Genomic DNA, 20,411 nt, shown 5'->3' with positions numbered 1-20,411 from the left:
GCGGTTGTCTTCAGTACGGGCGCGGGTGACGCGTACGTACCAGGTGCATCCATCCTGCCGCAGGCCTTCCGCAGGCGAAGCACCGAGGCCCGATCGGGTCCGGGTGTCTACGCTGGGTGGTGTTGTCGGGCAGCCGCGCCGCCGGATCGCAACCGGTGGCCTTACCAGCCGAGGAATCCCGTGAGTGACACCCCATTCGGTTTCGGCCTTCCGCCGGAGGAGCCGGAAGACGGCGACGAGGGCAAGAAGAAGGACCAGCAGAGCGGTGGTGGGCAGGGACCGGCCAATCCGTTCGGTTTCGGCGGCCTGCCCGGAGCCGGCGGCTTTGGCGGCCCCGGCGCCGACAATCCGCTCGCAGCCATGTTCGGTTCCCTGAACCCCACCGACCTGGGCGCCGCGTTCCAGCAGCTCGGGCAGATGCTCTCGTACGAGGGCGGGCCGGTGAACTGGGACATGGCCAAGCAGATCGCCCGCCAGACGGTCGCGCAGGGCGCCCAGGACGGTTCGAAGGACGCCAGTGTCGGTCCGGCCGAGCGCAAGGCGGTCGAGGAGGCCGTCCGCCTGGCCGACCTGTGGCTGGACGACGCGACGTCCCTGCCGTCGGGCTCCGGCTCGGCGGTGGCCTGGTCGCGTGCGGAGTGGGTCGAGGCGACCCTGCCCGCCTGGCAGGAGCTGGTCGACCCGGTCGCCGAGCGGGTCGGCGCGGCCATGGGCGACGTCCTGCCGGAGGAGATGCAGGCCATGGCGGGCCCGCTGATCGGCATGATGCGCTCGATGGGCGGTGCCATGTTCGGCACGCAGATCGGGCAGGCCGTGGGCGTGCTCGCGGGCGAGGTCGTCGGCTCCACCGACGTCGGCCTGCCGCTGGGCCCGGCCGGGAAGGCCGCGCTGCTGCCGGCCAACGTCGAGGCGTTCGGCAAGGACCTGGGCGTGCCCCAGGAGGAGGTGCGGCTCTACCTGGCCCTGCGCGAGGCCGCCCACCAGCGCCTGTTCGCGCACGTGCCGTGGCTGCGCTCGCACCTGTTCGGCGCGGTCGACGGCTACGCGCGCGGGATCAAGGTCGACACGGCCAAGCTGGAGGACGTGGTCGGCCAGTTCGACCCGCAGAACCCCGAGCAGCTGCAGGACGCGCTCCAGCAGGGCATGTTCCAGCCGGAGGACACGCCCGAGCAGAAGGCCGCCCTGGCCCGTCTGGAGACCGCTCTGGCGCTCGTGGAGGGCTGGGTGGACGCGGTGGTCCACGCCGCCGCGAAGCCGCGTCTGGGGTCCGCCGACGCCCTGCGCGAGACGCTGCGGCGCCGCCGGGCCACCGGTGGCCCGGCGGAGCAGACGTTCGCCACGCTGATCGGCCTGGAGCTGCGGCCGCGCCGGCTGCGGGACGCCTCCCGCCTGTGGGCGTCGCTGACGGACGCGCGCGGGGTGGACGGCCGGGACGGCCTGTGGGCCCACCCGGACATGCTGCCGACCGCGACCGACCTGGACGACCCGGACGGGTTCGTCCACCGCGAGCAGCTGGACTTCTCCGAGCTGGACAAGATGCTCGGCGAGGCGGCGAACGGCTCCCACGGCAAGCCGGACCTGCGCAAGAAGGACGACGGCGAGACCGAGGACGACGACACCGAGTGAGCCTGTACGACGACGCGGTCCTCGTCCTGAAGGGGTACGAGGGCCAGCCGGAACTGCGCCAGGCCTACCTGGACCACCTGGCCGCCCACCCGGACGGTATGTGGAAGGCCTGCCACGCGGGGCACGTCACGGCCAGCGCGCTGGTGATCGACCCGGAGCGCGGCCGGGTGCTGCTCACCCTGCACCGGAAGCTGCGGATGTGGCTTCAGATGGGCGGCCACTGCGAGCCGGGCGACCCGACGCTGGCGGCGGCGGCCCTGCGTGAGGCGACGGAGGAGTCCGGCATCCCCGGGCTGACGCTGCTGCCCGGCGGACCGGTACGGCTGGACCGGCATCCGATCCCGGCGCCGTGCCACTGGCACTTCGACGTCCAGTACGCGGTCCTGGCCCCGCCCGGCGCGGTGCAGGAGATCAGCGACGAGTCCCTCGACCTGCGCTGGTACGCGTACGACGAGGTGGCCGGCGTGGCCGACGAGTCCGTCGTACGCCTGCTGCAGGCCACGCACGCGAGGCTCTGACGAGGTAAGGGGTGACCGCCCATGCGGTCACCCCTTACACGTCGTCGGTCCCGGCGGGGCTCAGCTCCAGACGTTGCCCTGGTTCTGGCCGCGCGCGCCCTGCTGGCCCATGCCGAACTGGGCGGCCAGGCCCTGTCCGATCACGGCGTTCTGCGGCGGCAGCAGCTCGCTGGGCTGCACGAGCGCGAACCCGGAGCCCATGAAGCTCAGCTCCCAGCCCTCACCGGTGGTGCCGCGCCGCCGCCACACGCCGGAGGAGTGCGTCTGGGCCTGCATCTGCACGCGCAGCCCGGTGGACCAGGCCACGATCGCGTCGGCGTCGCAGTTGACGTACCGGTCGGGCGTGACCTGCATCAGCAGCGGCGCGCCGGAGGTCATCAGGGCCACCTTGCCGCGCCCGGTGATGTTGAGCTGGTACTTCCCGGAGCCGGAGACACCGTGGAGGCTGTCGACGGCGATGACCTCGTGGTGCAGCGAGGAGTCCATGGCGAGGACGTAGGAGCTGTCGACGGTCAGCCCGTCCTGCTCGACGTCCATGATGTGCACGTGCTGGGCCAGGTTGGCGAGGTAGACGGTGCCCTGGCCGTGGCAGCGCATCAGGTCCAGGCCCTCCCCGGTGAGGGCACGCGCGCGTGCCTGGTTGTTGCTGCGGTACTCGGCGTCGAACTCGACCAGGCCCTGGTAGGCGACCATGGTGCCCTTGCGGGCGAGGAGGTCGTCGTGGCCCTCCAGAGTGATCCGGAGCATCTGCGCGTTCTGCAGGCTCCAGCGTTCCTGGGTCTGGACGTCGTTGTGCGCGAAAAGCGGGCTCTGCATGGTGGTCTGGCTCCCCCTCAGCCCCGGAACCGGAGGCGGTCGGTGCTGTCCTCGCTGGGCTGGACGACGACGATGCCCTGGCCGGAGAAGGCCATCTGGTAGGCCTCGCCGCTGCCCCGGCCGATCAGCGACTGCGCCTTGAAGCTGCGCTTGCCCTTCACCTTCAGGTTGGGCGACCAGGCGACGAGGGCGTCCGGGTCGACGTACGTCTCGTCCTCGCCGCCGCCGCAGTCCACGACGATCGGCTTGCCCCGGGAGGTCAGCGCGACCCAGCCCTGCCCGGAGATCTTCGTGTTCCACAGGCCCTGCCCGGCGAACTTCGCGAGCCCCTTCACGCGCTCGACGCCCCATGTCAGGTGCGCGTCGAAGGCGAGGAGGTTGGTGGCGTTGACGGAGATGCCGTCGCCGTTGAGGTTGATGACGACGACGTCGGCTCCGTAGTCGGCGAGGTAGAGCAGGCCGTCGCCGGTGCACTTCATCAGCGGCGCGCCCTCGCCGGTGACCCAGTCGCGGGCGATCTGGCGGACGGCCGGCGGGTTCGGCTCGTACTGGATGAAGCCTTCGTAGGCGACCATCGACCCCACGCGCGCGAGGAGGTCGTTCCCGGTCTGCAGGGCGACCTTCAGCATGTGGCTGCCGTGGTTCTCCATGCGGGCGGTGACGGGTGCGGGGGCGAAGCCCGCGAGCGGCTGGTTCATGACGGGCTCCCTCAGACCTCGTACGGCTGGACGACGATGAAGTTGCCGGGCGCGCCCCGGAACTGGAGGTTGACGCTCTCGCCGGTGTCGCCCGGGTAGGCGTTGCGGCGCATCCGGACCTGGCTGGAGACGATCACCTGGGAGGCGGCCGACCAGGCGACGACGGCGTTGCAGTCGGCGAAGGTGGTCGGCGTGACCGGCAGCACCACGGGCGTGCCGTGGGTCTTGACGACGATCGTGCCGGTGCCCTGGAACTGCATGGTGAACAGCGCGCCGCCCGGGATGCCGTGCCCCTCGATCCGGCGGACCTCGTACTGGAGGCTCTCGTCGAAGGCGAGGACGTTCTCGGCGGACACGCAGATCGCGTCGCCCTGCAGCTCGACCGGGTGCAGGTGGGTGGAGTTCTCCGCGAGGAACACCTGGCCCTGGCCGGTGCAGCGCATCAGCTGCATCTCCTGGCCGGTGGCGTTGCCGACGATGCGCCCGGCGAACCCGGCGCCCTTGTAGCTGAAGTCGACCTTGCCCTGGTAGAGCACCATGCTGCCCTGCTTGGCCAGCACGGGCTGGCCGCCGGCGCCGAGGTCGACGCGGATCAGCTTCTTGTTCTGCTGGGTCCAGCGCTGACCGGTCGGCGTCTCCTTGAACGCCTGGAGCGCGGCCGTCACACCGGCACCGCCCTGGGGCGCGCCCTGCGGCACTCCGTACGGGGCGGGCTGCTGGCCGGGAACCTGCCCGTAGCCCGGGGGCATGGGCGGGGCCGGCTGGGCTCCGTAGGGGGCGGGCTGCCGGCCGTAGCCCGGGGGCAGCGGCGCGCCGGGGTGGCCGCCGTACGACGGCTGCTGAGGCGGCTGGCCGTAGGGCGCGGGGGCCGGGGCGGCCGGCGGCGGGACGGGGCCGCCGGGGGGCGCGGTCAGGGGGCCGACGACCGTCGGTGCGGCGTGCACGTTCGGCGCGGGGGCGGGGGGCGGAGGCGTGTGGCCGGGCGGCGGCGCGAAGCCCTGCGGGGCGGGCTGCGGGGCCGGGGCGGGGGCGGCCGGTGCGGGTACGGGAGCGACCGTGGCGGGTCCGGGGGTGGCCGGGGCGCCGAACGCGGGCGGGGCGAACCCGGGGGCCGCGCCCTGCTGCGGTTGCGGCTGCTGCTGCGGGGCGGCGGGCGCCTCCTCCTCCAGCACCTCGCCGCCGAAGTGCTTCAGCAGCGCCTCCAGACCACCGTCGAAGCCCTGCCCGACGGCGGCGAACCGCCACCCGTCCTTGACGTAGAAGTCACCGAGCATCACGGCCCGCTCGGTGGAGAACTCCGCGCCGCTGAAGGAGTACCGCGCGACCTCCTCGCCGCCCGCCACGATGCGCAGGTACCCGGGAGCGATCTGCGACATCTGCCCGGCGCCGTCGAGGGTCGCCGTGAAGGACAGCTTGCGGATGTGCGAGGGGATCCGGTCGAGCGTGACCCGGAACGACTCCGTGTCACCCGCCTGTGCGCCCAGCAGCTGGACGGACTCCTCCGGGGACTTCGGCTGGTTGAAGAAGACGAAGTACCGGTCGTCCGAGAGACGCTCGTCGGCGTCCAGACCGAAGCAGCTGATGTCGAAGGTCAGTCCGGGGGCGGAGATCTGCACGCCTACGTACAGATCCGTGCCCGCCGTGAGGTCACTGATCCTGGCCTTGTGGCCGCGTTGGAATTCCCTGGCCATGCGTTACGACCGTCCCCCATCCCGAATGTGAGTGCGTCGCGCCAGGCTAACGGCAAAGACCGGCCACGGCCCCGAAGGGTCGTCGTCGGTACAGACCCGGTACACAACCGCTCCCGGCCGCTGACGTGACCGCCCGCGCGGGGGGTGTCAGGAGCCCTGGTCGTCCCGCGCGCCCGGCACGTGCGGCAGCCGCGCGGCGGCGACCACCCCTTCCAGGTAGCCGCGGGCCCGCTCGGTGCGCGGATAGGCCTCCAGCAGGCGCCAGAAGTCGGGGCCGTGACCGGGCACCAGCAGATGCGCCAGCTCGTGGCAGAGCACGTAGTCCACGACGTACTCCGGCATGCCCTGCAGGCGGTGCGAGAGCCGGATGCTGCCCTCGGCCGGGGTGCACGACCCCCAGCGGGTGTTCTGGTTGGTGACCCAGCGCACGGAGGCGGGCCGGGCCCGGCCGTCGAAGTACTGGGCGGACAGCCGCTCGGCACGCTCGGTCAGCGCGGCATCGCCCAGCACCCGCCGGCTCTCCTGGGCGGCGAGTTTGTCGAGCATGACGGTCACCCAGCGCTGCTCCTCCGCCTTCGACATCCGGGCGGGGATCAGCACGACGGTGCGATCGCCCTCGCGGTACGCGGAGACCGTCCGGCGGCGCCGGGCACTCCTGCGGACCTCGATCGCGCTCGCCCCCGAGCCGCCGGGCGGCTGGCTCGTCGTACTGCGCTGTGGTTGACCGGCGCGGTGCAGTGGGTCGGCGGGCACGCCCCGACGTTACCCGGTGGGCGCGGGCAAAGTCCCGGCCGTGGGACGGTTGGCCGCCGATCCCCCACCATGTGCTTGATTCGTACGACCGATCCGCGCATCCGGTTTGCACGACTTCGCCCCGGCTGATCAGTATGACGAACATCCCCCGCCTGTGGATAACTCCCGACGCCCGGGCCCCGGACCCGGCATCCTGGCAGACGTCGGCGGACCGCGACCGATCCCGCCGCCGACGGATACATCCGGCACAACGGATGTACCGGACATGACGGACGCGGCGGAAACTGGAAACGACGGACACAGGCAACGGGGGACAGTCATGCATCCGGTGGTGAAGCCCGCACTGCGGCGCGGCTGGCGCGATCTCGACACCGTGCAGTTCGGGATGACCCCGGCGCACGCCGTCACGCTCGGCCCGGTGGACACGGCGACCGGCAGCTTCCTCGACCTGCTCGACGGCACCCGCGGGCTGCCGCTGCTGCGCGAGGAGGGCCGCCGCGCGGACGTACCGCCCCGCCAGGTCGACGCCCTGGTCGAACGGCTGGCCCGCGCGGGCCTGGTAGACGACGCGCGCGGCGGCGGCCCGGCCGCGCAGGCGCTGCGCGAGAAGACCGACGTCCTGGAGCGGCTGCGCCCCGACCTGGCCTCGCTGTCCCTCCTCACTCCCGAGCCCGGCGGCGGCCCGGCCCGGCTCGCGGCCCGGCGCGCCCTGCGGGTGCGGGTGCGGGGAGCGGGCCGGGTCGGCGCCCTGCTGGCATCGGTCCTGTCCGGCGCCGGCGTCGGCGAGGTCGACGTACGCGACGTGGGCCGCGTCGAGCCGTGGGACGTGGCACCGGGCGGACTGCCCGCCGAATCGCTCGGCGAGCGCCGGGACGCGGCGGCGCGGGCCGCCGTCCGCCGCGCCGCACCCGACCGCCCGCCCCGCCACGCCCACTCCCCCGGATCCGGCAGCGAGGACCCCGGCCTCTCGCTGGTGATCTTCGCGCCGCGGGACGACGTCGCCGTGCACGCCCCGGACCCGTTCACCGCCGAACCGCTCATGACCTCCGGCACACCCCATCTGTACGCCGGTGTGGTGGAGGGCACGGGCGTCGTCGGCCCGCTCGTGCTGCCCGGCGAGTCGGCCTGCGCCGGCTGTCTGCACCGGGACCGCGCGGACCGCGACCCGGCCTGGCCCCGGCTGGTCGCCCAGTGGCGGTCCGGCCGGGCCCGCCGCGTCGGGGCCTGCGACCTGACCCTGGCCACGGCGGTGGCCGGACTCGCGGCGGCCCACGCGCTGGCCTTCCTCGACGGAGGAACACCGTCCGGCGCGGGCACCCGCTGGGAGGTGTCCCTGCCCGGTCTGAGCTGGCGCGCCCGGCCGGTCCGGCCGCATCCGGAATGCGACTGCGGGGCAGCGCAGCGAGGTAATCGGGAGTACTCCGCAGCCGGCGGGCAGCCGCGCGCGACAATGGCGGTGCAACGGCCGTCGACGGAGCGGCGACGCGAAGCGGGCGCGGCACGGCCGACTGGGACCTGGAGGGCGCATGTCTGATCTTCCCCGGAAGGCGGTCACCCGGACCGCCAAGCTCGCCGCGCTCCCGCTCGGCTTCGCCGGCCGGGCGACCTGGGGGCTGGGCAAGCGGATCGTGGGCGAGTCCGCGGAGATCGTCGGCCGCGAGCTGCAACAGCGCACGGCGGAGCAACTGTTCAAGGTGCTCGGCGAGCTGAAGGGCGGCGCGATGAAGTTCGGACAGGCACTGTCCGTCTTCGAGTCGGCGCTGCCCGAGGAGGTCGCCGGTCCCTACCGCGCGGCCCTGACCAAGCTGCAGGACGCGGCCCCGCCGATGCCGACCCGCACGGTGCACTCCGTCCTGGAGCAACGGCTCGGGCCGGACTGGCGCGACCTGTTCGAGGAGTTCGAGGACAAACCGGCCGCCGCGGCCTCGATCGGCCAGGTGCACCGGGCGGTGTGGCACGACGGCCGTGAGGTGGCGGTCAAGGTGCAGTACCCGGGAGCCGGCGAGGCACTCCTCTCCGACCTCGGCCAACTGAGCCGCTTCGCCCGGCTGTTGGGCCCGCTCATCCCGGGCATGGACATCAAGCCGCTGATCGCGGAGCTGCGGGACCGCGTCTCCGAGGAACTCGACTACGCCCTGGAGGCCCAGGCCCAGGCCGCGCACGCGGAGGAGTTCGCCGACGACCCGGACGTGGTCGTCCCGGCCGTGGTGCACCAGAGCGAGCAGGTCCTGGTGACCGAGTGGATCGACGGCATCCCGCTGTCCGAGATCATCGCGGACGGCACCGAGCGGCAGCGCGACCGGGCCGGCCAGCTCCTGGCCCGCTTCCTCTTCTCCGGACCGGCCCGCACCGGCCTGCTGCACGCCGATCCGCACCCGGGCAACTTCCGGCTGCTGCCCGGCGGCCCGAACGGCGCGGACGACTGGCGCCTCGGCGTCCTCGACTTCGGCACGGTCGACCGGCTCCCGGGCGGCCTGCCGGACCCGATCGGCACCTCCCTGCGGATGACGCTGGACGGCGACGCCGAGACGGTCTACGAGCTGCTCCGTGCCGAGGGGTTCGTCAAGGAGAACATCACACTGGACCCCGACGCGGTCCTGGACTACCTGATGCCGATCATCGAACCGGCCCGGGTGGAGGCGTTCACCTTCACCCGCTCCTGGATGCGCGGCCAGGCCGCCCGCATCGCCGACCCCCGCTCCCCCGCCTACCAGCTCGGCAAGCAGCTCAACCTGCCGCCGGCCTACCTGCTGATACACCGGGTGACCCTCAGCACCATCGGGGTCCTGTGCCAACTGGGCGCCACGGTGCGGCTGCGCGAGGAACTGGCGGAGTGGCTGCCGGGCTTCGCGACGGAGGCGGCCGAGGAGGACGTGGCCGAGGACGGCCCGGTCGGGGATGATCCGATGGAAGAAGGCCCGGTTGATGACGGCGTGGCCGAGGACGACTCGGGCGAGGAGGAGCGGGCCGCGGGGACTTGATCCGGCGTGCCCGGGGTTCGGTGCTGTCCGGTGGTGCCAGAGATGACGGGTGGGTGGGAGGCGGCATTGGCTGAGGCGTCGTCTCCTTCATGGACGCAACGTGTCCGTGCCGGGCGGGATCTTGCTTCCTTCGCTGATGTTCCCGAGGCCGCGGAAGCGCTGGTGGGGCTGCTGCTGGACGTCGAGGACACGGCGGTGACCCGACAGACGGCGCAGGCCCTGGCCCGGGTGGGAACGCCGGCCGCCGTCAGGCTCATCGCTCTGGCGGTCGCCGAAGCCGACGACAACCAGGCTGACTGGCTGCGGACCGGGGTGCACGACGCGCTCGTGGGGCCGGACGGTCTGCCGGGCGTCGCAGCGGCCTGCGGAAGGCTCGCCCGGGACCCGGAAGAAGCCGTCCGTCGGGGCGCCGCACATGTCTCGATGTGGACGGACGGCACACGGTGTTGATCTGAATCGATGCGGGCGAGGCGGAGGAGGGCAGCACTGAGGGCCCCCGGAGAAGCGTTCTCACCACCAGGCCGAGTCCAGCCGCCCCTCGATGGCCCGAAGGTTCTCCCGCGAGCACGCGGCGCAGAAGTACTGCCGGATGCCGTTCTCCACGGAGCAGGTCCAGGTGGCCGGTGGGGGGCCGTCGGCGGGGGTGCCGCAGCGGGCACACGCGAGGCGACGGCGCCCCGCGGCGGAGCCGTCCTGATCACTTCCGCCGGGAGGACTCGTCACCCGGTGACGATAACCCCGGGGTCGGCGGACCGCCCGCGCAACGCACCGCGGGGGCCGGTCCGTTCTGCCGGACCGGCCCCCGCGGGGTAGCTTCGCCTCCCTGTCCGGGAGGCCACCGCTGCTCAGGTGTGTTCTCTACTGCATGACGGCCATGGCGAGCGCGCGGCGGGCGCGCAGCGAGGCACGCTCGGCCCGGCGCTGCATCCGCCGGGCGGCGGCCAGGCGTATGGCCCGGCGTTCGCTCACCGCGTCATGGAGCCGGTCGTGCATATGCGCACGAGCCAGGGCTTCTTGCATGAGTTGCATCTCGTGGTTCCTGTTCTGGCGCACTTCGGTCGCGCCGGTGATGGTGAAGTCTGGGGTCGCGGAGCCGGCGGGCTCGCTGGTGGACGGCTTCATCGGGGCCTGCTTCTTGGGGTCGTGCGTGAGGGGGCGATCGATCGTTCCTGCGGTGTTCATGCCGTGACCGGGTTCTTCCGCGGGCGGCCGCGCGGCCGCTTCCGGGCGACGACGACGCCCTGGACGAAGAGCTCGCCGCCCCAGACGCCCCAGGGCTCGCGCCGCTCCTTGGCGCCGGCGAGGCAGGCCTCCATCAGCGGGCAGGTGCGGCAGAGGGACTTGGCGTACTCCACGTCCGCCGGCGACTCGGCGAAGAAGACCTCCGGGTCGTAGGAGCGGCAGGGGACGGGTACGCCGAGGTTCTCGATGGCGTCGTCGAGCGCGGTGAGCGCGGTGAGGGGGATCAAGGTGGGGTCCTCCGTGAGGCCGGGCGGGGGGATCGTTTGCGAAGGCGGTACGGACGGGGCGTGCGCTTCGAGTTGCACGATTGGTCTTCCTCGTCTGGTCGTTCCGGCCGGTTGACCGGGTGTCGGCGTGGTACCGGGTTCTTTCCTTGTCCCGAGGCCCCTTCGCTCCGTCGTCCCCGTTCGGGACAAACAGAAGGGCCGCGGATCCCGGATGGGGTTCCGCGGCCCTGAAGGCGCCGGCCTGATCGACGATCAGGCCGGATCACTCCAGGGTTCTGGCCCACGGAAGGCCCACATCAGGTGGTGCTGCGTCGTCTGCTTCCGGAATCCGGCACCGGCCGCCGCAAAGGCATAGGCGTGTGCCTGTGCCGCTACCGCTTCCAGTGCCTTGGTCGGTCGCTCGTTGCGCTCACGGATGGGAAGACCCGCGAGGGCAACGGAGGACGCCGGACGCACGGCACGGATGCCGGACAGACCGGTGCCCTGGTTCGAGGCGCCGAGCATGCACGTGGAGACGGTCGAGCGATCGGTCAGTTTGGCCGCGCTGACGGTGTTGCTGATGTTGATGCTGATCACTGGACTCGCCTCCTCTCGGCGTCTCTGGGACTGGGGTGAGCCAGTCCGTTCGGATATGCAAGTACAACACGGAACCGGGCCTTCGAGAAGGCCCGCCGTTTCCGTGCCTAGAACCTATGGGGATTGCTGGCGCATGCGCAAACTATTTTTTCGACGAGTTGGCATCAGTCGCCGCCGTCGTCCTGGCCGGGCTCCTGGCCTGCGCAGATGGCCAGAACGTCGGCTCCGTAGCTGCGCAGCTTGCGGCTGAGGACGCCGGGGATGCGGGAGAGCTCGGCGGGACTTTCCGGGCATGCTTCGGCGATGGCCATCAAGGTCCGGTCGGTGAAGACGCAGAAGTCCGGCTGGCCGCTGCGCTCGGCCTGGACCGCGCGCCACTCACGGAGCCGTTCGTAGAGTCCTTCGTCCATGTCCGAGGGGCAGTCGGCGCAGCGCATCAGTTTCATCTCGCCCGCGTCGGTGAGGGTGCGGCCGCAGACCCTGCAGCGGGCCGGGGTGCGCTGGACGCGCCGGGGGGCTGTGGCGGTGCTTGCGGGGATGCCGCGCTCGACGCCCGCGCCCACGCCGGCGCCGGTGTGTCCGACGGTGGGGGTGGTGCCGGGGCGCAGTCCGTCGAGGAACCGGCTGGGCCGGCGGTTGGGGCGTCCGCCCGGTGAGCGGGACAGGGCCCAGGAGAGGTGGAGGCGTTCCCGGGCGCGGGTGACGCCGACGTAGAGGAGGCGGCGTTCCTCCTCGATCTGTTCGTCGGTGCGGGCGTAGGTGATGGGCAGCATGCCCTCCGCGATGCCGACGAGGAAGACGACGTCCCATTCCAGGCCCTTGGCGGCGTGCAGGGAGGCGAGGGTGACGCCTTGGACGGTGGGGGCGTGCTGGGCGTTGGCCCGCTCCTCCAGTTCCGTCACGAAGTCGGCGAGGGTGGCCCGGGGCCGGGCGGCGGCGAGGTCGTGGGCGAGGTTGACGAGCGCGGCCAGGGATTCCCAGCGTTCCCTGACGGCGCCGGAGCCGGCCGGGGGTTCGCTGGTCCAGCCTTCGCCGGAGAGGACGGCGCGCACCTGACCGGGCAGGTCGACGACGTCGTCGAGGAGGGAGTCGTTGCCGCCGAAGCGGGCGGCGCCGCGCAGGGCGATGCCGGCCTTGCGGATCTCGGGCCGGTCGAAGAAGCGTTCGGCGCCGCGCAGCTGGTAGGGGACGCCGACGTCGGCGAGTGCCTGTTCGTAGGTCTCGGACTGGGAGTTCGTGCGGAACAGGACGGCGATCTCGGCGGCGGGGACGCCGGCGTCGATCAGTTCGCGGATGCGGCGGGCGGCGCCTTCGGCCTCGGCGGGTTCGTCGGTGTATTCGGTGTAGACGGGTTCGGGGCCGGGGGAGCGCTGGGAGACGAGTTCCAGCCGGTGGTCGGCGGCGCGGCCTCGGGCCTGGGTGAGCAGGGCGTTGGCGAGGTGGACGACCTGGGGGGTGGAGCGGTAGTCGCGGACCAGTTTGACGACGGTGGCTCCGGGGTGGCGCAGACGGAAATCGAGGAGATGGTCGGGCGTTGCTCCTGTGAAGGAGTAGATGGTCTGGCTGGCGTCTCCGACGACGCACAGGTTGTCACGGTCGCCCAGCCATAGGTCCAGCAGCCGCTGCTGGAGCGGGCTGACGTCCTGGTATTCGTCGACGACGAAGTGCTGGTACTGGGCACGGACCTGTTCGGCGATGTCGTTGCGGTCCTGGAGGATGGCGACGGTGAGCAGCAGGACGTCTTCGAAGTCGATGACGGCGCGGTCGCGCTTGAGGTCTTCGTAGGCGGTGTAGAGATGGGCGATCTCGGCCGGGTCGCGGGGGGTTTCACGGCCGGCCTTCGCAGCCGCGTACGGGTAGTCGGCGGGGACGGTCTGGGTGACCTTGCACCATTCGATCTCGGCGGTCACGTCGCGCAGCTCGTTGCGGTCGAGCCGGGTGCCGAGGGTGGCGGCGGCGTCGGCGACGAGTTGGATCTTGCGGTCGACGATGCGGGGCAGGGAGCCGCCGATCGCTTTCGGCCAGAAGTACTGGAGCTGGCGGAGGGCGGCGGAGTGGAAGGTGCGGGCCTGGACGCCCTGGGCACCGAGCTGGCGCAGCCGGCCGCGCATCTCTCCGGCGGCGCGGTTGGTGAAGGTGACGGCGAGCACGCTGGAGGGGGGCAGGATGCCGGCGCGGACTCCGTAGGCGATGCGGTGGGTGATGGCCCGGGTCTTGCCCGTGCCGGCTCCGGCCAGGACGCACACCGGTCCGTGCAGGGCGGTGGCCACCTCGCGCTGCTCGGGGTCGAGCCCCTGGAGCACCGCGTCGGCGTCACTCGGCGGCCCCGGCTGCGGGGAGTCACCGGTGCCCTGCGGGAAGAGAGTGGAGTGCGTTGCTGCTGTCACACAGCCATGCTGCCAGGTCGCCCGGGGCGGCTGCGCCGGTTGTCCACAGGCAGGGGCTCGCGGTCGTATTAATCACGGGACACCCGATGACGGCCGCGTGATCGCGGTCTTTCGACGACTGCCTCTTGAGCAGGGACTCGCCGGGGCGGATCCCGGCCGGGAATGGCGGGCCGGTCGCTTACGTTCTCACCCTGCACGACCTTTTCCGAGCTGGCTGAGGAGAGCGAGAGAGAGATGCAGGGCACTGTCACGATGTACAGCACGACTTGGTGCGGTTACTGCCGGCGGCTGAAGAGCCAGATGGACCGGGAGGGCATCGCCTACACCGAGATCAACATCGAGCAGGACCCGGAGTCCGCCGCTTTCGTGGAGAAGGCGAACGGCGGAAACCAGACCGTCCCGACCGTGCTCTTCGCGGACGGCTCCACGCTGACGAACCCGTCGCTGGCCCAGGTCAAGCAGAAGCTCGCCGCGTAAGCCCGAGCTGCGCCGAACGGCGGCTCCCGAGTCCTCACCAGGCTCAGGGGCCGCCGTTCGCGTCTCAGACGAAGCTGCGGGTCGGCAGGGGCTTGCCGTACCACATCTCGATCAGGCGGGCCGCGATGGAGATGCCGTACGGCGGCAGGACCTCGCCGGACTCGAAGGCCGCGTGCAGTTCCTCGCGGGAGAACCAGCGGGCCTCGTGGATCTCGTCGCCGTCGACGTCGATCTCGGTGGAGGTGGCGCGGGCCATGAAGCCGAGCATCAGGCTGGACGGGAAGGGCCAGGGCTGGCTGGCGACGTACTCGACCTGGCCGACGGTGACCCCGACCTCCTCGGCGACCTCGCGGCGCACCGCCTGCTCGATGGACTCGCCGGGCTCGACGAATCCGGCGAGCGTGGAGAAGCGGCCCTCGGGCCAGTGGACCTGGCGGCCGAGCAGGATGCGGTCGTCCTCGTCGGTGACCGCCATGATCACGGCCGGGTCGGTGCGCGGGTAGTGCTCGGCGCCGCAGGCCTGGCAGCGGCGGATGTGGCCGGCCGCCGCGATGACCGTGCGCTCGCCGCAGCGGGAGCAGAAGCGGTGGGTGCGCTGCCAGTTCTCCAGCCCGACCGCGTGGACCATGAGACCGGTGTCGCGCGGGGAGAGCAGCAGGCCGGCTTCGCGGAGCCCCGCCGGGCGGGCGGACTGGTCGATGCGGCCGGGCAGCGAGTCCTTCTGGAGCGCGAAGTAGCTGACGCCGTCCTCGTCGATGCCGAGGAAGTAGCGGTGCGCCTCGGTCAGGGGGGCCTCGAAGGACGGGGTCATGACGAGTTCCGTCCGGCCGTCCGGGGTCTCGTCGATGAGCACCTGGCCGCCGGAGACCACGAAGCAGCGGGTCGTGGGGTGGCTCCATGCCGCCGCGAGCCAGGCCTCGTCCAGCCGGTGGTGGGCGGCGCGGTCGATGCCGCTCGGGGCGGTCAGCGAGATGGGTCGGTCGGCTGTGTCGTCGGTCCAGGTGGTGGTCACGGGTGCTTCCAACTCCCCCAGTGCAGCGGATCTTTCGGCGGGCGGTTCGGCGGGATGTAGGGCGGGAGGGCACCGGTCCGGGCGTGGCCGGGGCGGGGCGGGCGGTCCTTCAAGTGTGCCCCGCGCGCGCTGACCTTCCGTACGGCGCCGGCCGGTCAGGGTGCGGTACGCCAGTTGCCGGCCAGGTCACCCCACAGGTAGGCGCTGGTCTCGACGCCCTTGAGGAGGAGGTCCAGCTCGACCTTCTCGTTGGGCGCGTGCCAGCCGTCGGACGGGACGGAGATGCCCAGGAAGAGGACGGGGGCGCCGAGGACTTCCTGGAGGTCGGCGGCGGGTCCGGAGCCGCCTTCCCGGGTGAAGCGGACGGGCTGCTGGAAGGCGCGGCCCATGGCGCGGACCACGGACTGCAGCGCGGGGTGGTCGAGCGGGGTCAGGCACGGGCGCGTGGCGGAGCCGAAGTCGGTCTCGCAGCGGATGCCGGCGGGCACCTGGCCGGCGGCCCAGGCGCGGACGGCCCGCTCGATGTGGTCGGGGTCCTGGCCGGCGACCAGCCGGAAGGACAGCTTCACCGTGGCCGTGGCGGGGATGATCGTCTTGCTGCCGGGGCCCTGGTAGCCGCCGCCGATGCCGTTGACCTCGGCGGTGGGGCGGGCCCAGATGCGCTCCAGGGTGGTGTGCCCGGCCTCGCCGTGGGCGGCGTGGGACTTGGCGGTGCGCAGCCAGCGCTGCTCGTCGAAGGGCAGCTCGGCGAACAGCTCGCGCTCGCGATCGGTCAGCTCGACGATGCCGTCGTAGAAGCCGGGGATCGCCACGCGCGCGTGGTCGTCGTGGAGGGCGGCGACCAGGCGGGCGGCGGCGGCGGCCGGGTTGGGGACGGCGCCGCCGAAGGAGCCGGAGTGGATGTCCTGGTCGGGGCCGTACAGCCGGATCTCGCACTCGGCGAGGCCGCGCATGCCGGTGCACACGGTCGGGGTGTCCTCGGACCACATGCCGGTGTCGGAGACGATCACGGCGTCGGCGGCGAGCCGTCCCGCCTGTTCCTCGACCAGGGCCCGGAAGTGCGGGGAGCCGGACTCCTCCTCGCCCTCGATCAGGAGCTTGAGGTGGACGGCGGGTGTGGTGCGGCCGGTGGCGGCGAGGTGGGCGCGGACACCGAGTGTGTGGAAGAACACCTGGCCCTTGTCGTCGGCCGCCCCGCGCGCGTAGAGGCGGTTGTCGCGGACGACCGGTTCGAAGGGGTCGCTGTCCCAGCCGTCCTCGCGGGCGGCGGGCTGCACGTCGTGGTGACCGTAGACCAGGACGGTGGGTGCGTCCGGATCGTCCGAGGGCCACTCGGCGAAGACGGCGGGGGCGCCGGGGGTCTGCCAGACCTCGGCGGTGGGGAAGCCGGTCTCCTTGAGCTTGGCGGCGAGCCAGTCCGCGCTGTGCCGTACGTCGGTCGCGTGGTCGGGCTGGGCCGACACGGAGGGGATGCGCAGCCATGCGGAGAGGTCGTCGAGGAAGGCGGCGCGGTGCTGCTCGATGTACGTGCGGACGGCACTGTCCGGGGTCTGGCTCATGCTCCCGAGCCTATCGGCCCGCACCGGCATCCTCGGCGGGCGGTTGGTCACACTCAGGTCGCCTCCTGTGTGCTCTCCGTCTCACCGGTGAGGAGTCGTTCGAGTGCGGCCCGGTCCGGCAGCTGCCGGGGGCGTACGACCTCTCCGGTGCGTACGTACAGGAAGGCGGCCGTGACCGACTCGGGCGGTACGCCCTGCTGCTCGGCCCAGGCGAGCCGGTACACGGCGAGCTGGAGGGGGTCGGCGGTGCCGGTACGGCCGGTCTTCCAGTCGAGGATCTCGTACGTCGTCTCCTCGCCGTCGCCGTGTCTGTAGACGGCGTCGATGCGCCCCCGGACGACGCGGCCGGCGAGGGTGAGCTGGAAGGGGGCCTCGACCCGGTACGGGGTGCGCCGGGCGTACTCGGTGCGTTCGAAGGCTTCCTTCAGGGTTTCCAGGTCGCGTTCGTCGGCGATCTCTGCGTCGCTGCCGGGCAGCTCGTCCGGTTCCAGCAGGGGCAGCGTCAGTTCCTCGAAGCGCGTTTCCACCCATGCGTGGAACCGGGTGCCCCGGCGTGCGGCCGGTTGCGGGGGGCGCGGCATGGGGCGCGCGAGTTCCTGTGCGAGCCCGTCGGGGTCCTCGGCGAGCCGTAGCAGCTGGGTGGCGGTGAGGGTGGCGGGCAGCGGGACGTCGGTGACGGTACGCCGGGCACGCAGCAGCTCCCCGGTGAGGGCGTCCAGGTCGCGGTCCCAGGAGGCGACGGTGCGGGCCTCCTCGGGGGTGAGCGCGGTGGGCTCGGGGTGCGGCTCGGGGCGGTGCTGCGGGGCGGTGGCCTGGTGGGGGACGACGGGCCGGCCGGCGTTCCGGGAGTCCCGGCCGCCGGGGGTGCCCGGGGCGGGCTCGCCGACCGGGGACGCCTCGCCCGGGGCGGGGTCGTCGTAGGGCGGCAGGCCCTCCGCGTAGCCCTCGAAGGCCGAGTCCCCGAAGGCGGAGTCATCGAAGACCGAGTCCTTATAGGCGGCGTCCTCGTGGGCGGAGTCCTCGTGGGCGGAGTCCTCGTGGGCGGAGTCCTCGTGGGCAAAGTCCCCCTCGTAGGGGAAGTCCTCGTACGGCTCTTCGCCGTACGGGTCCGGGTACGGCTCCTCGTAGGGGTCGTCGTCCGGTGGCGCGGGCCAGTCCGGATGCTCGTCGCCGGCGGGGTCGTGCAGGGCCGGGCGGTGGCCGGCGGGCTGGGCGGCGAGGGTGTCCAGGTGGGCGAGGACGGTCTCGGCGGCGGCACGGCGGCGGGCCAGGGCGGCGGCGTCCAGCGGGAGCGGCCACACCTGGTCGGCGCCGGCCGTGTGCAGCGCCGGGTTCTCCTCGTCCTCGGCGGGCTCGTCCGCCCATGCCTCGATCTCGCCGTGTCCGGCCGCGCAGTGGTCGTACAGGGCCCGGAGGAAGTCGGAGGGGCCGCGCGGCTTCTTCTGGCTGGGCCCCCACCAGTGGCCGGAACCGAGCAGCAGCGAGCGGGGGCGGGTGAAGGTGACGTAGCCGAGGCGGAGCTCCTCGGTGTGCTGGTGGTCCTTCATGGCCTCGTGGAAGGCCTTCATCCCGCGCGCGTCCCAGCTGTCGACGTCGGGCAGGGTGTCGGTGTCGCCGCGCAGGGCGTGCGGGAGCACCTTGGCCTGGGCGGTCCACTTCTCGCGGCCCTGGGCGCTGGGGAAGGTGCCGGTGACCAGTCCGGGGACGGCCACGACGTCCCATTCCAGGCCCTTGGACTTGTGGGCGGTGAGCACCTTGACGGTGTTCTCGCCGCCGGGCAGGGCGTTGTCGAGGCCCTTCTCGTACTGGGCGGCGGTGCGCAGGAAGCCGAGGAAGGCGAGCAGGGTGGCCTCGCCGTCGCCCGCGGCGAAGGAGGCGGCGGTGTCCAGGAAGTTGGACAGGGTCTCGCGGCGGCGGGCGGCGAGCGCGTGCGGGGAGGCCGACAGCTCCACCTCCAGGCCGGTGACGGCGAGGACGCGGTGCAGGACGTCCATCAGCGGGTCGGACAGCGAGCGGCGCAGGTCGCGCAGTTCGGCGGCGAGCCGGGCGAAGCGCACGCGCGCGTCCGGCGAGAACGGCAGCCCGTCGTCGTCGCCGTCCTCCAGGGGCGTTTCGAGGAAGGTGTCCAGGGCGTCCGCGAGCGAGATCACCTCGGACGGGTCGACGCCCTCGACGGCCTCGGCGAGCCGGCGGTCCGGGTCGTCGCCGCCGTCCACGCGCGCGTGGGCGACCAGCAGGCGGGCCCGGCGGCCGAGCAGGGCGAGGTCGCGGGGGCCGATGCGCCAGCGCGGCCCGGTCAGCAGTCGCACGAGGGAGGCGTTGGCGCCGGGGTCCTGCAGGACCTCGCAGACGGCGACGAGGTCGGCGATCTCGGGCAGGTGCAGCAGCCCGGACAGGCCGACGACCTCGACGGGGATGTCGCGGGCGACGAGGGCGCCCTGGATCTCGGCGAAGTCGGTGGCGGTGCGGCACAGTACGGCGATCTCGCCGGGCGGGGTGCCGGTGCGCACGAGGTGGGCGAGGGAGTCGGCGATCCAGTCGATCTCCTCGGCGTGGGTGGGCAGCAGGGCGCAGCGGACCGTGCCGTCGTGTTCGGCGCCCGGAGCCGGGCGGAGGGCCTCCACGCCCGCGTGCATGGCGCGCAAGGGCGTGGCGAGGCCGTTGGCGAGGTTGAGCAGGCGCCCGCCGCTGCGCCGGTTCTCGCTCAGCGCCTGCCGGGCGGCGGGCCGGCCGTCGGCGTGGGCGAAGTGGTCGGGGAAGTCGTCCAGGTTGGCGACGGAGGCGCCGCGCCAGCCGTAGATGGCCTGGCAGGGGTCGCCGACGGCGGTCACCGGGTGGCCGGTGCCGTCGCCGAAGAGGCCCGCGAGCAGAACGCGCTGGGCGACGGAGGTGTCCTGGTACTCGTCGAGGAGGACCACACGGAACTCCTCGCGCAGCAGGCGGCCCACTTCGGGGATGCCGGCGAGGCGGGCGGACAGGGCGATCTGGTCGCCGAAGTCGAGCAGGTCCCGCTGCCGTTTCGCGGCCCGGTAGCGCTGGACGAGGGCGGCGAGTTCCCGGCGGGCCGCGGCCGTCTCGGGGACCTTGCGCAGGTCGGCGTTGGTGAGCTTGGCGCCTTCGAGGGTGCGCAGCAGGCGGGCGTCCCAGGCGCGCAGGTCCTCGGGTTCGACGAGGTGTTCGGCGAGTTCGGAGTCGAGGGTGAGCAGGTCGCTGACCAGGTCGGCGAAGGAGCGGGTCAGCGCCGGGTACGGGCCGGGGGCCTCGCGCAGCACGCGCGCGGCGAGCTGGTAGCGGGTGGCGTCGGCCAGCAGCCGCGAGCTGGGTTCCAGGCCGATGCGCAGGCCGTGGTCGGTGAGCAGGCGGCCGGCGAAGGCGTGGTACGTCGAGATGACGGGCTCGCCCGGCGGGTTGTCGGGGTCCCACCAGAGGGTGTCGGCGCGAAGCGCCGTCGTCGAGGGGTGGCGGTCGGGTGACGGGAGGGCGTCGGGGTCGGTGACGCCGGCCTTGATCAGTGCCGTGCGGACGCGTTCGGCCAGCTCGCCGGCGGCCTTGTTGGTGAAGGTCAGGCCGAGGACCTGTTCGGGGGCGACCTGACCGGTGCCGACCAGCCAGACCACGCGGGCCGCCATGACGGTGGTCTTGCCCGACCCGGCGCCGGCCACGATCACCTGCGGGGCGGGCGGCGCGGTGATGCAGGCCGTCTGCTCCGGGGTGAAGGGGATGCCGAGGAGCTCCTTGAGCTGCTCGGGGTCGGTGATACGGGCGGACATGTCGAAAGAGGCTAGCGGCGGGCGCTGACAGTCGAGGACGCAGTGGCCACCCGGAACGGAAGAAGCGCAGGTCAGCCC

18 protein-coding genes are annotated in these 20,411 nt (G+C 72.7%); 6 read left to right on the top strand and 12 right to left on the bottom strand.

All coding sequences use genetic code 11. The annotated features are described in order from the left end of the window. Positions 1-180: 180 nt before the first annotated feature. Together IG05_RS0103560 and IG05_RS0103555 are read left to right on the top strand one after the other, a co-directional pair. Positions 181-1,626 (top strand): zinc-dependent metalloprotease, encoded by a 1,446-nt coding sequence (locus IG05_RS0103560; protein ID WP_030338979.1) that lies wholly within the window; start codon positions 181-183, stop codon positions 1,624-1,626. After that, a complete protein-coding gene (locus IG05_RS0103555) occupies positions 1,623-2,144 on the top strand; it encodes an NUDIX hydrolase (RefSeq protein ID WP_030338976.1) in 522 nt (173 codons plus the stop codon). The genes IG05_RS0103560 and IG05_RS0103555 overlap by 4 nt, the downstream gene beginning before the upstream one ends. A 60-nt stretch (positions 2,145-2,204) precedes the next feature. Here IG05_RS0103555 and IG05_RS0103550 read toward each other — a convergent pair whose 3' ends face one another. From IG05_RS0103550 to IG05_RS0103535, 4 genes are all read right to left on the bottom strand, one after another. Then, complete coding sequence (locus IG05_RS0103550) at positions 2,205-2,960, bottom strand: AIM24 family protein (protein ID WP_030338974.1); 756 nt, start codon at positions 2,958-2,960, stop codon at positions 2,205-2,207. Positions 2,961-2,977: 17 nt separating this feature from the next. Then, positions 2,978-3,658: an AIM24 family protein gene (locus IG05_RS0103545; RefSeq protein ID WP_030338972.1), complete on the bottom strand. Its 681-nt coding sequence runs from the start codon at positions 3,656-3,658 to the stop codon at positions 2,978-2,980. Positions 3,659-3,669: 11 nt separating this feature from the next. Beyond that, positions 3,670-5,349 (bottom strand): TerD family protein, encoded by a 1,680-nt coding sequence (locus IG05_RS0103540; RefSeq protein WP_030338970.1) that lies wholly within the window; start codon positions 5,347-5,349, stop codon positions 3,670-3,672. Between the two features lie 147 nt (positions 5,350-5,496). Further along, positions 5,497-6,102 (bottom strand): M48 family metallopeptidase, encoded by a 606-nt coding sequence (locus tag IG05_RS0103535; RefSeq protein WP_063760067.1) that lies wholly within the window; start codon positions 6,100-6,102, stop codon positions 5,497-5,499. Between the two features lie 319 nt (positions 6,103-6,421). Here IG05_RS0103535 and IG05_RS0103525 point away from each other — a divergent pair, with 319 nt between their 5' ends. Genes IG05_RS0103525 through IG05_RS0103515 form a run of 3 tightly spaced genes read left to right on the top strand, consistent with a single transcriptional unit; the run spans position 6,422 to position 9,533 of the window. After that, positions 6,422-7,636, top strand: coding sequence for a TOMM precursor leader peptide-binding protein (locus IG05_RS0103525; protein WP_030338967.1), 1,215 nt, complete (start codon positions 6,422-6,424; stop codon positions 7,634-7,636). After that, complete coding sequence (locus IG05_RS0103520; protein ID WP_030338965.1) at positions 7,629-9,083, top strand: ABC1 kinase family protein; 1,455 nt, start codon at positions 7,629-7,631, stop codon at positions 9,081-9,083. Before IG05_RS0103525 ends, IG05_RS0103520 begins: the two co-directional genes overlap by 8 nt. Positions 9,084-9,125: 42 nt before the next feature. After that, positions 9,126-9,533, top strand: a complete 408-nt coding sequence (locus IG05_RS0103515; RefSeq protein ID WP_107051281.1) for a HEAT repeat domain-containing protein — start codon at positions 9,126-9,128, stop codon at positions 9,531-9,533. Positions 9,534-9,593: 60 nt separating this feature from the next. Here the strand turns inward: IG05_RS0103515 and IG05_RS46640 are convergent, their stop codons facing one another. From IG05_RS46640 to IG05_RS0103490, 5 genes are all read right to left on the bottom strand, one after another. Continuing rightward, positions 9,594-9,806, bottom strand: a complete 213-nt coding sequence (locus IG05_RS46640; protein ID WP_030338962.1) for a hypothetical protein — start codon at positions 9,804-9,806, stop codon at positions 9,594-9,596. 135 nt (positions 9,807-9,941) lie between these two features. Next, complete coding sequence (locus IG05_RS0103505; RefSeq protein ID WP_030338960.1) at positions 9,942-10,265, bottom strand: hypothetical protein; 324 nt, start codon at positions 10,263-10,265, stop codon at positions 9,942-9,944. Further along, positions 10,262-10,630 carry a WhiB family transcriptional regulator gene (locus IG05_RS0103500; RefSeq protein WP_030338959.1) on the bottom strand — a complete coding sequence of 123 codons (369 nt, stop codon included), beginning with the start codon at positions 10,628-10,630 and terminating at the stop codon, positions 10,262-10,264. The genes IG05_RS0103505 and IG05_RS0103500 overlap by 4 nt, the downstream gene beginning before the upstream one ends. A 174-nt stretch (positions 10,631-10,804) precedes the next feature. Then, positions 10,805-11,128: a hypothetical protein gene (locus tag IG05_RS0103495; protein WP_030338958.1), complete on the bottom strand. Its 324-nt coding sequence runs from the start codon at positions 11,126-11,128 to the stop codon at positions 10,805-10,807. A gap of 164 nt (positions 11,129-11,292) precedes the next feature. Continuing rightward, positions 11,293-13,515, bottom strand: a complete 2,223-nt coding sequence (locus tag IG05_RS0103490) for an ATP-dependent DNA helicase UvrD2 (RefSeq protein ID WP_420707557.1) — start codon at positions 13,513-13,515, stop codon at positions 11,293-11,295. Positions 13,516-13,749: 234 nt separating this feature from the next. On the opposite strand from IG05_RS0103490, the gene IG05_RS0103485 reads away from it, so the two are divergent. Next, positions 13,750-13,992, top strand: coding sequence for a mycoredoxin (locus IG05_RS0103485; protein WP_030338954.1), 243 nt, complete (start codon positions 13,750-13,752; stop codon positions 13,990-13,992). Between the two features lie 64 nt (positions 13,993-14,056). Here the strand turns inward: IG05_RS0103485 and nudC are convergent, their stop codons facing one another. The 3 genes from nudC to IG05_RS0103470 form a co-directional block, all read right to left on the bottom strand. Next, positions 14,057-15,004: an NAD(+) diphosphatase gene (gene nudC / locus IG05_RS0103480; protein WP_030338952.1), complete on the bottom strand. Its 948-nt coding sequence runs from the start codon at positions 15,002-15,004 to the stop codon at positions 14,057-14,059. A 155-nt stretch (positions 15,005-15,159) separates the two neighbouring features. Further along, positions 15,160-16,563, bottom strand: a complete 1,404-nt coding sequence (locus IG05_RS0103475; RefSeq protein WP_030338950.1) for a dipeptidase — start codon at positions 16,561-16,563, stop codon at positions 15,160-15,162. 53 nt (positions 16,564-16,616) lie between these two features. After that, positions 16,617-20,333 carry an ATP-dependent helicase gene (locus IG05_RS0103470; protein ID WP_037812865.1) on the bottom strand — a complete coding sequence of 1,239 codons (3,717 nt, stop codon included), beginning with the start codon at positions 20,331-20,333 and terminating at the stop codon, positions 16,617-16,619. Between the last annotated feature and the right edge of the window lie 78 nt (positions 20,334-20,411).

Source organism: Streptomyces sp. NRRL S-1022 (genome assembly GCF_000720135.1).
Lineage (GTDB): Bacteria > Actinomycetota > Actinomycetes > Streptomycetales > Streptomycetaceae > Streptomyces.
The sequence above is the reverse complement of the archived record's forward strand: the minus strand, read 5'-3'. Positions and strand labels throughout refer to the sequence as shown.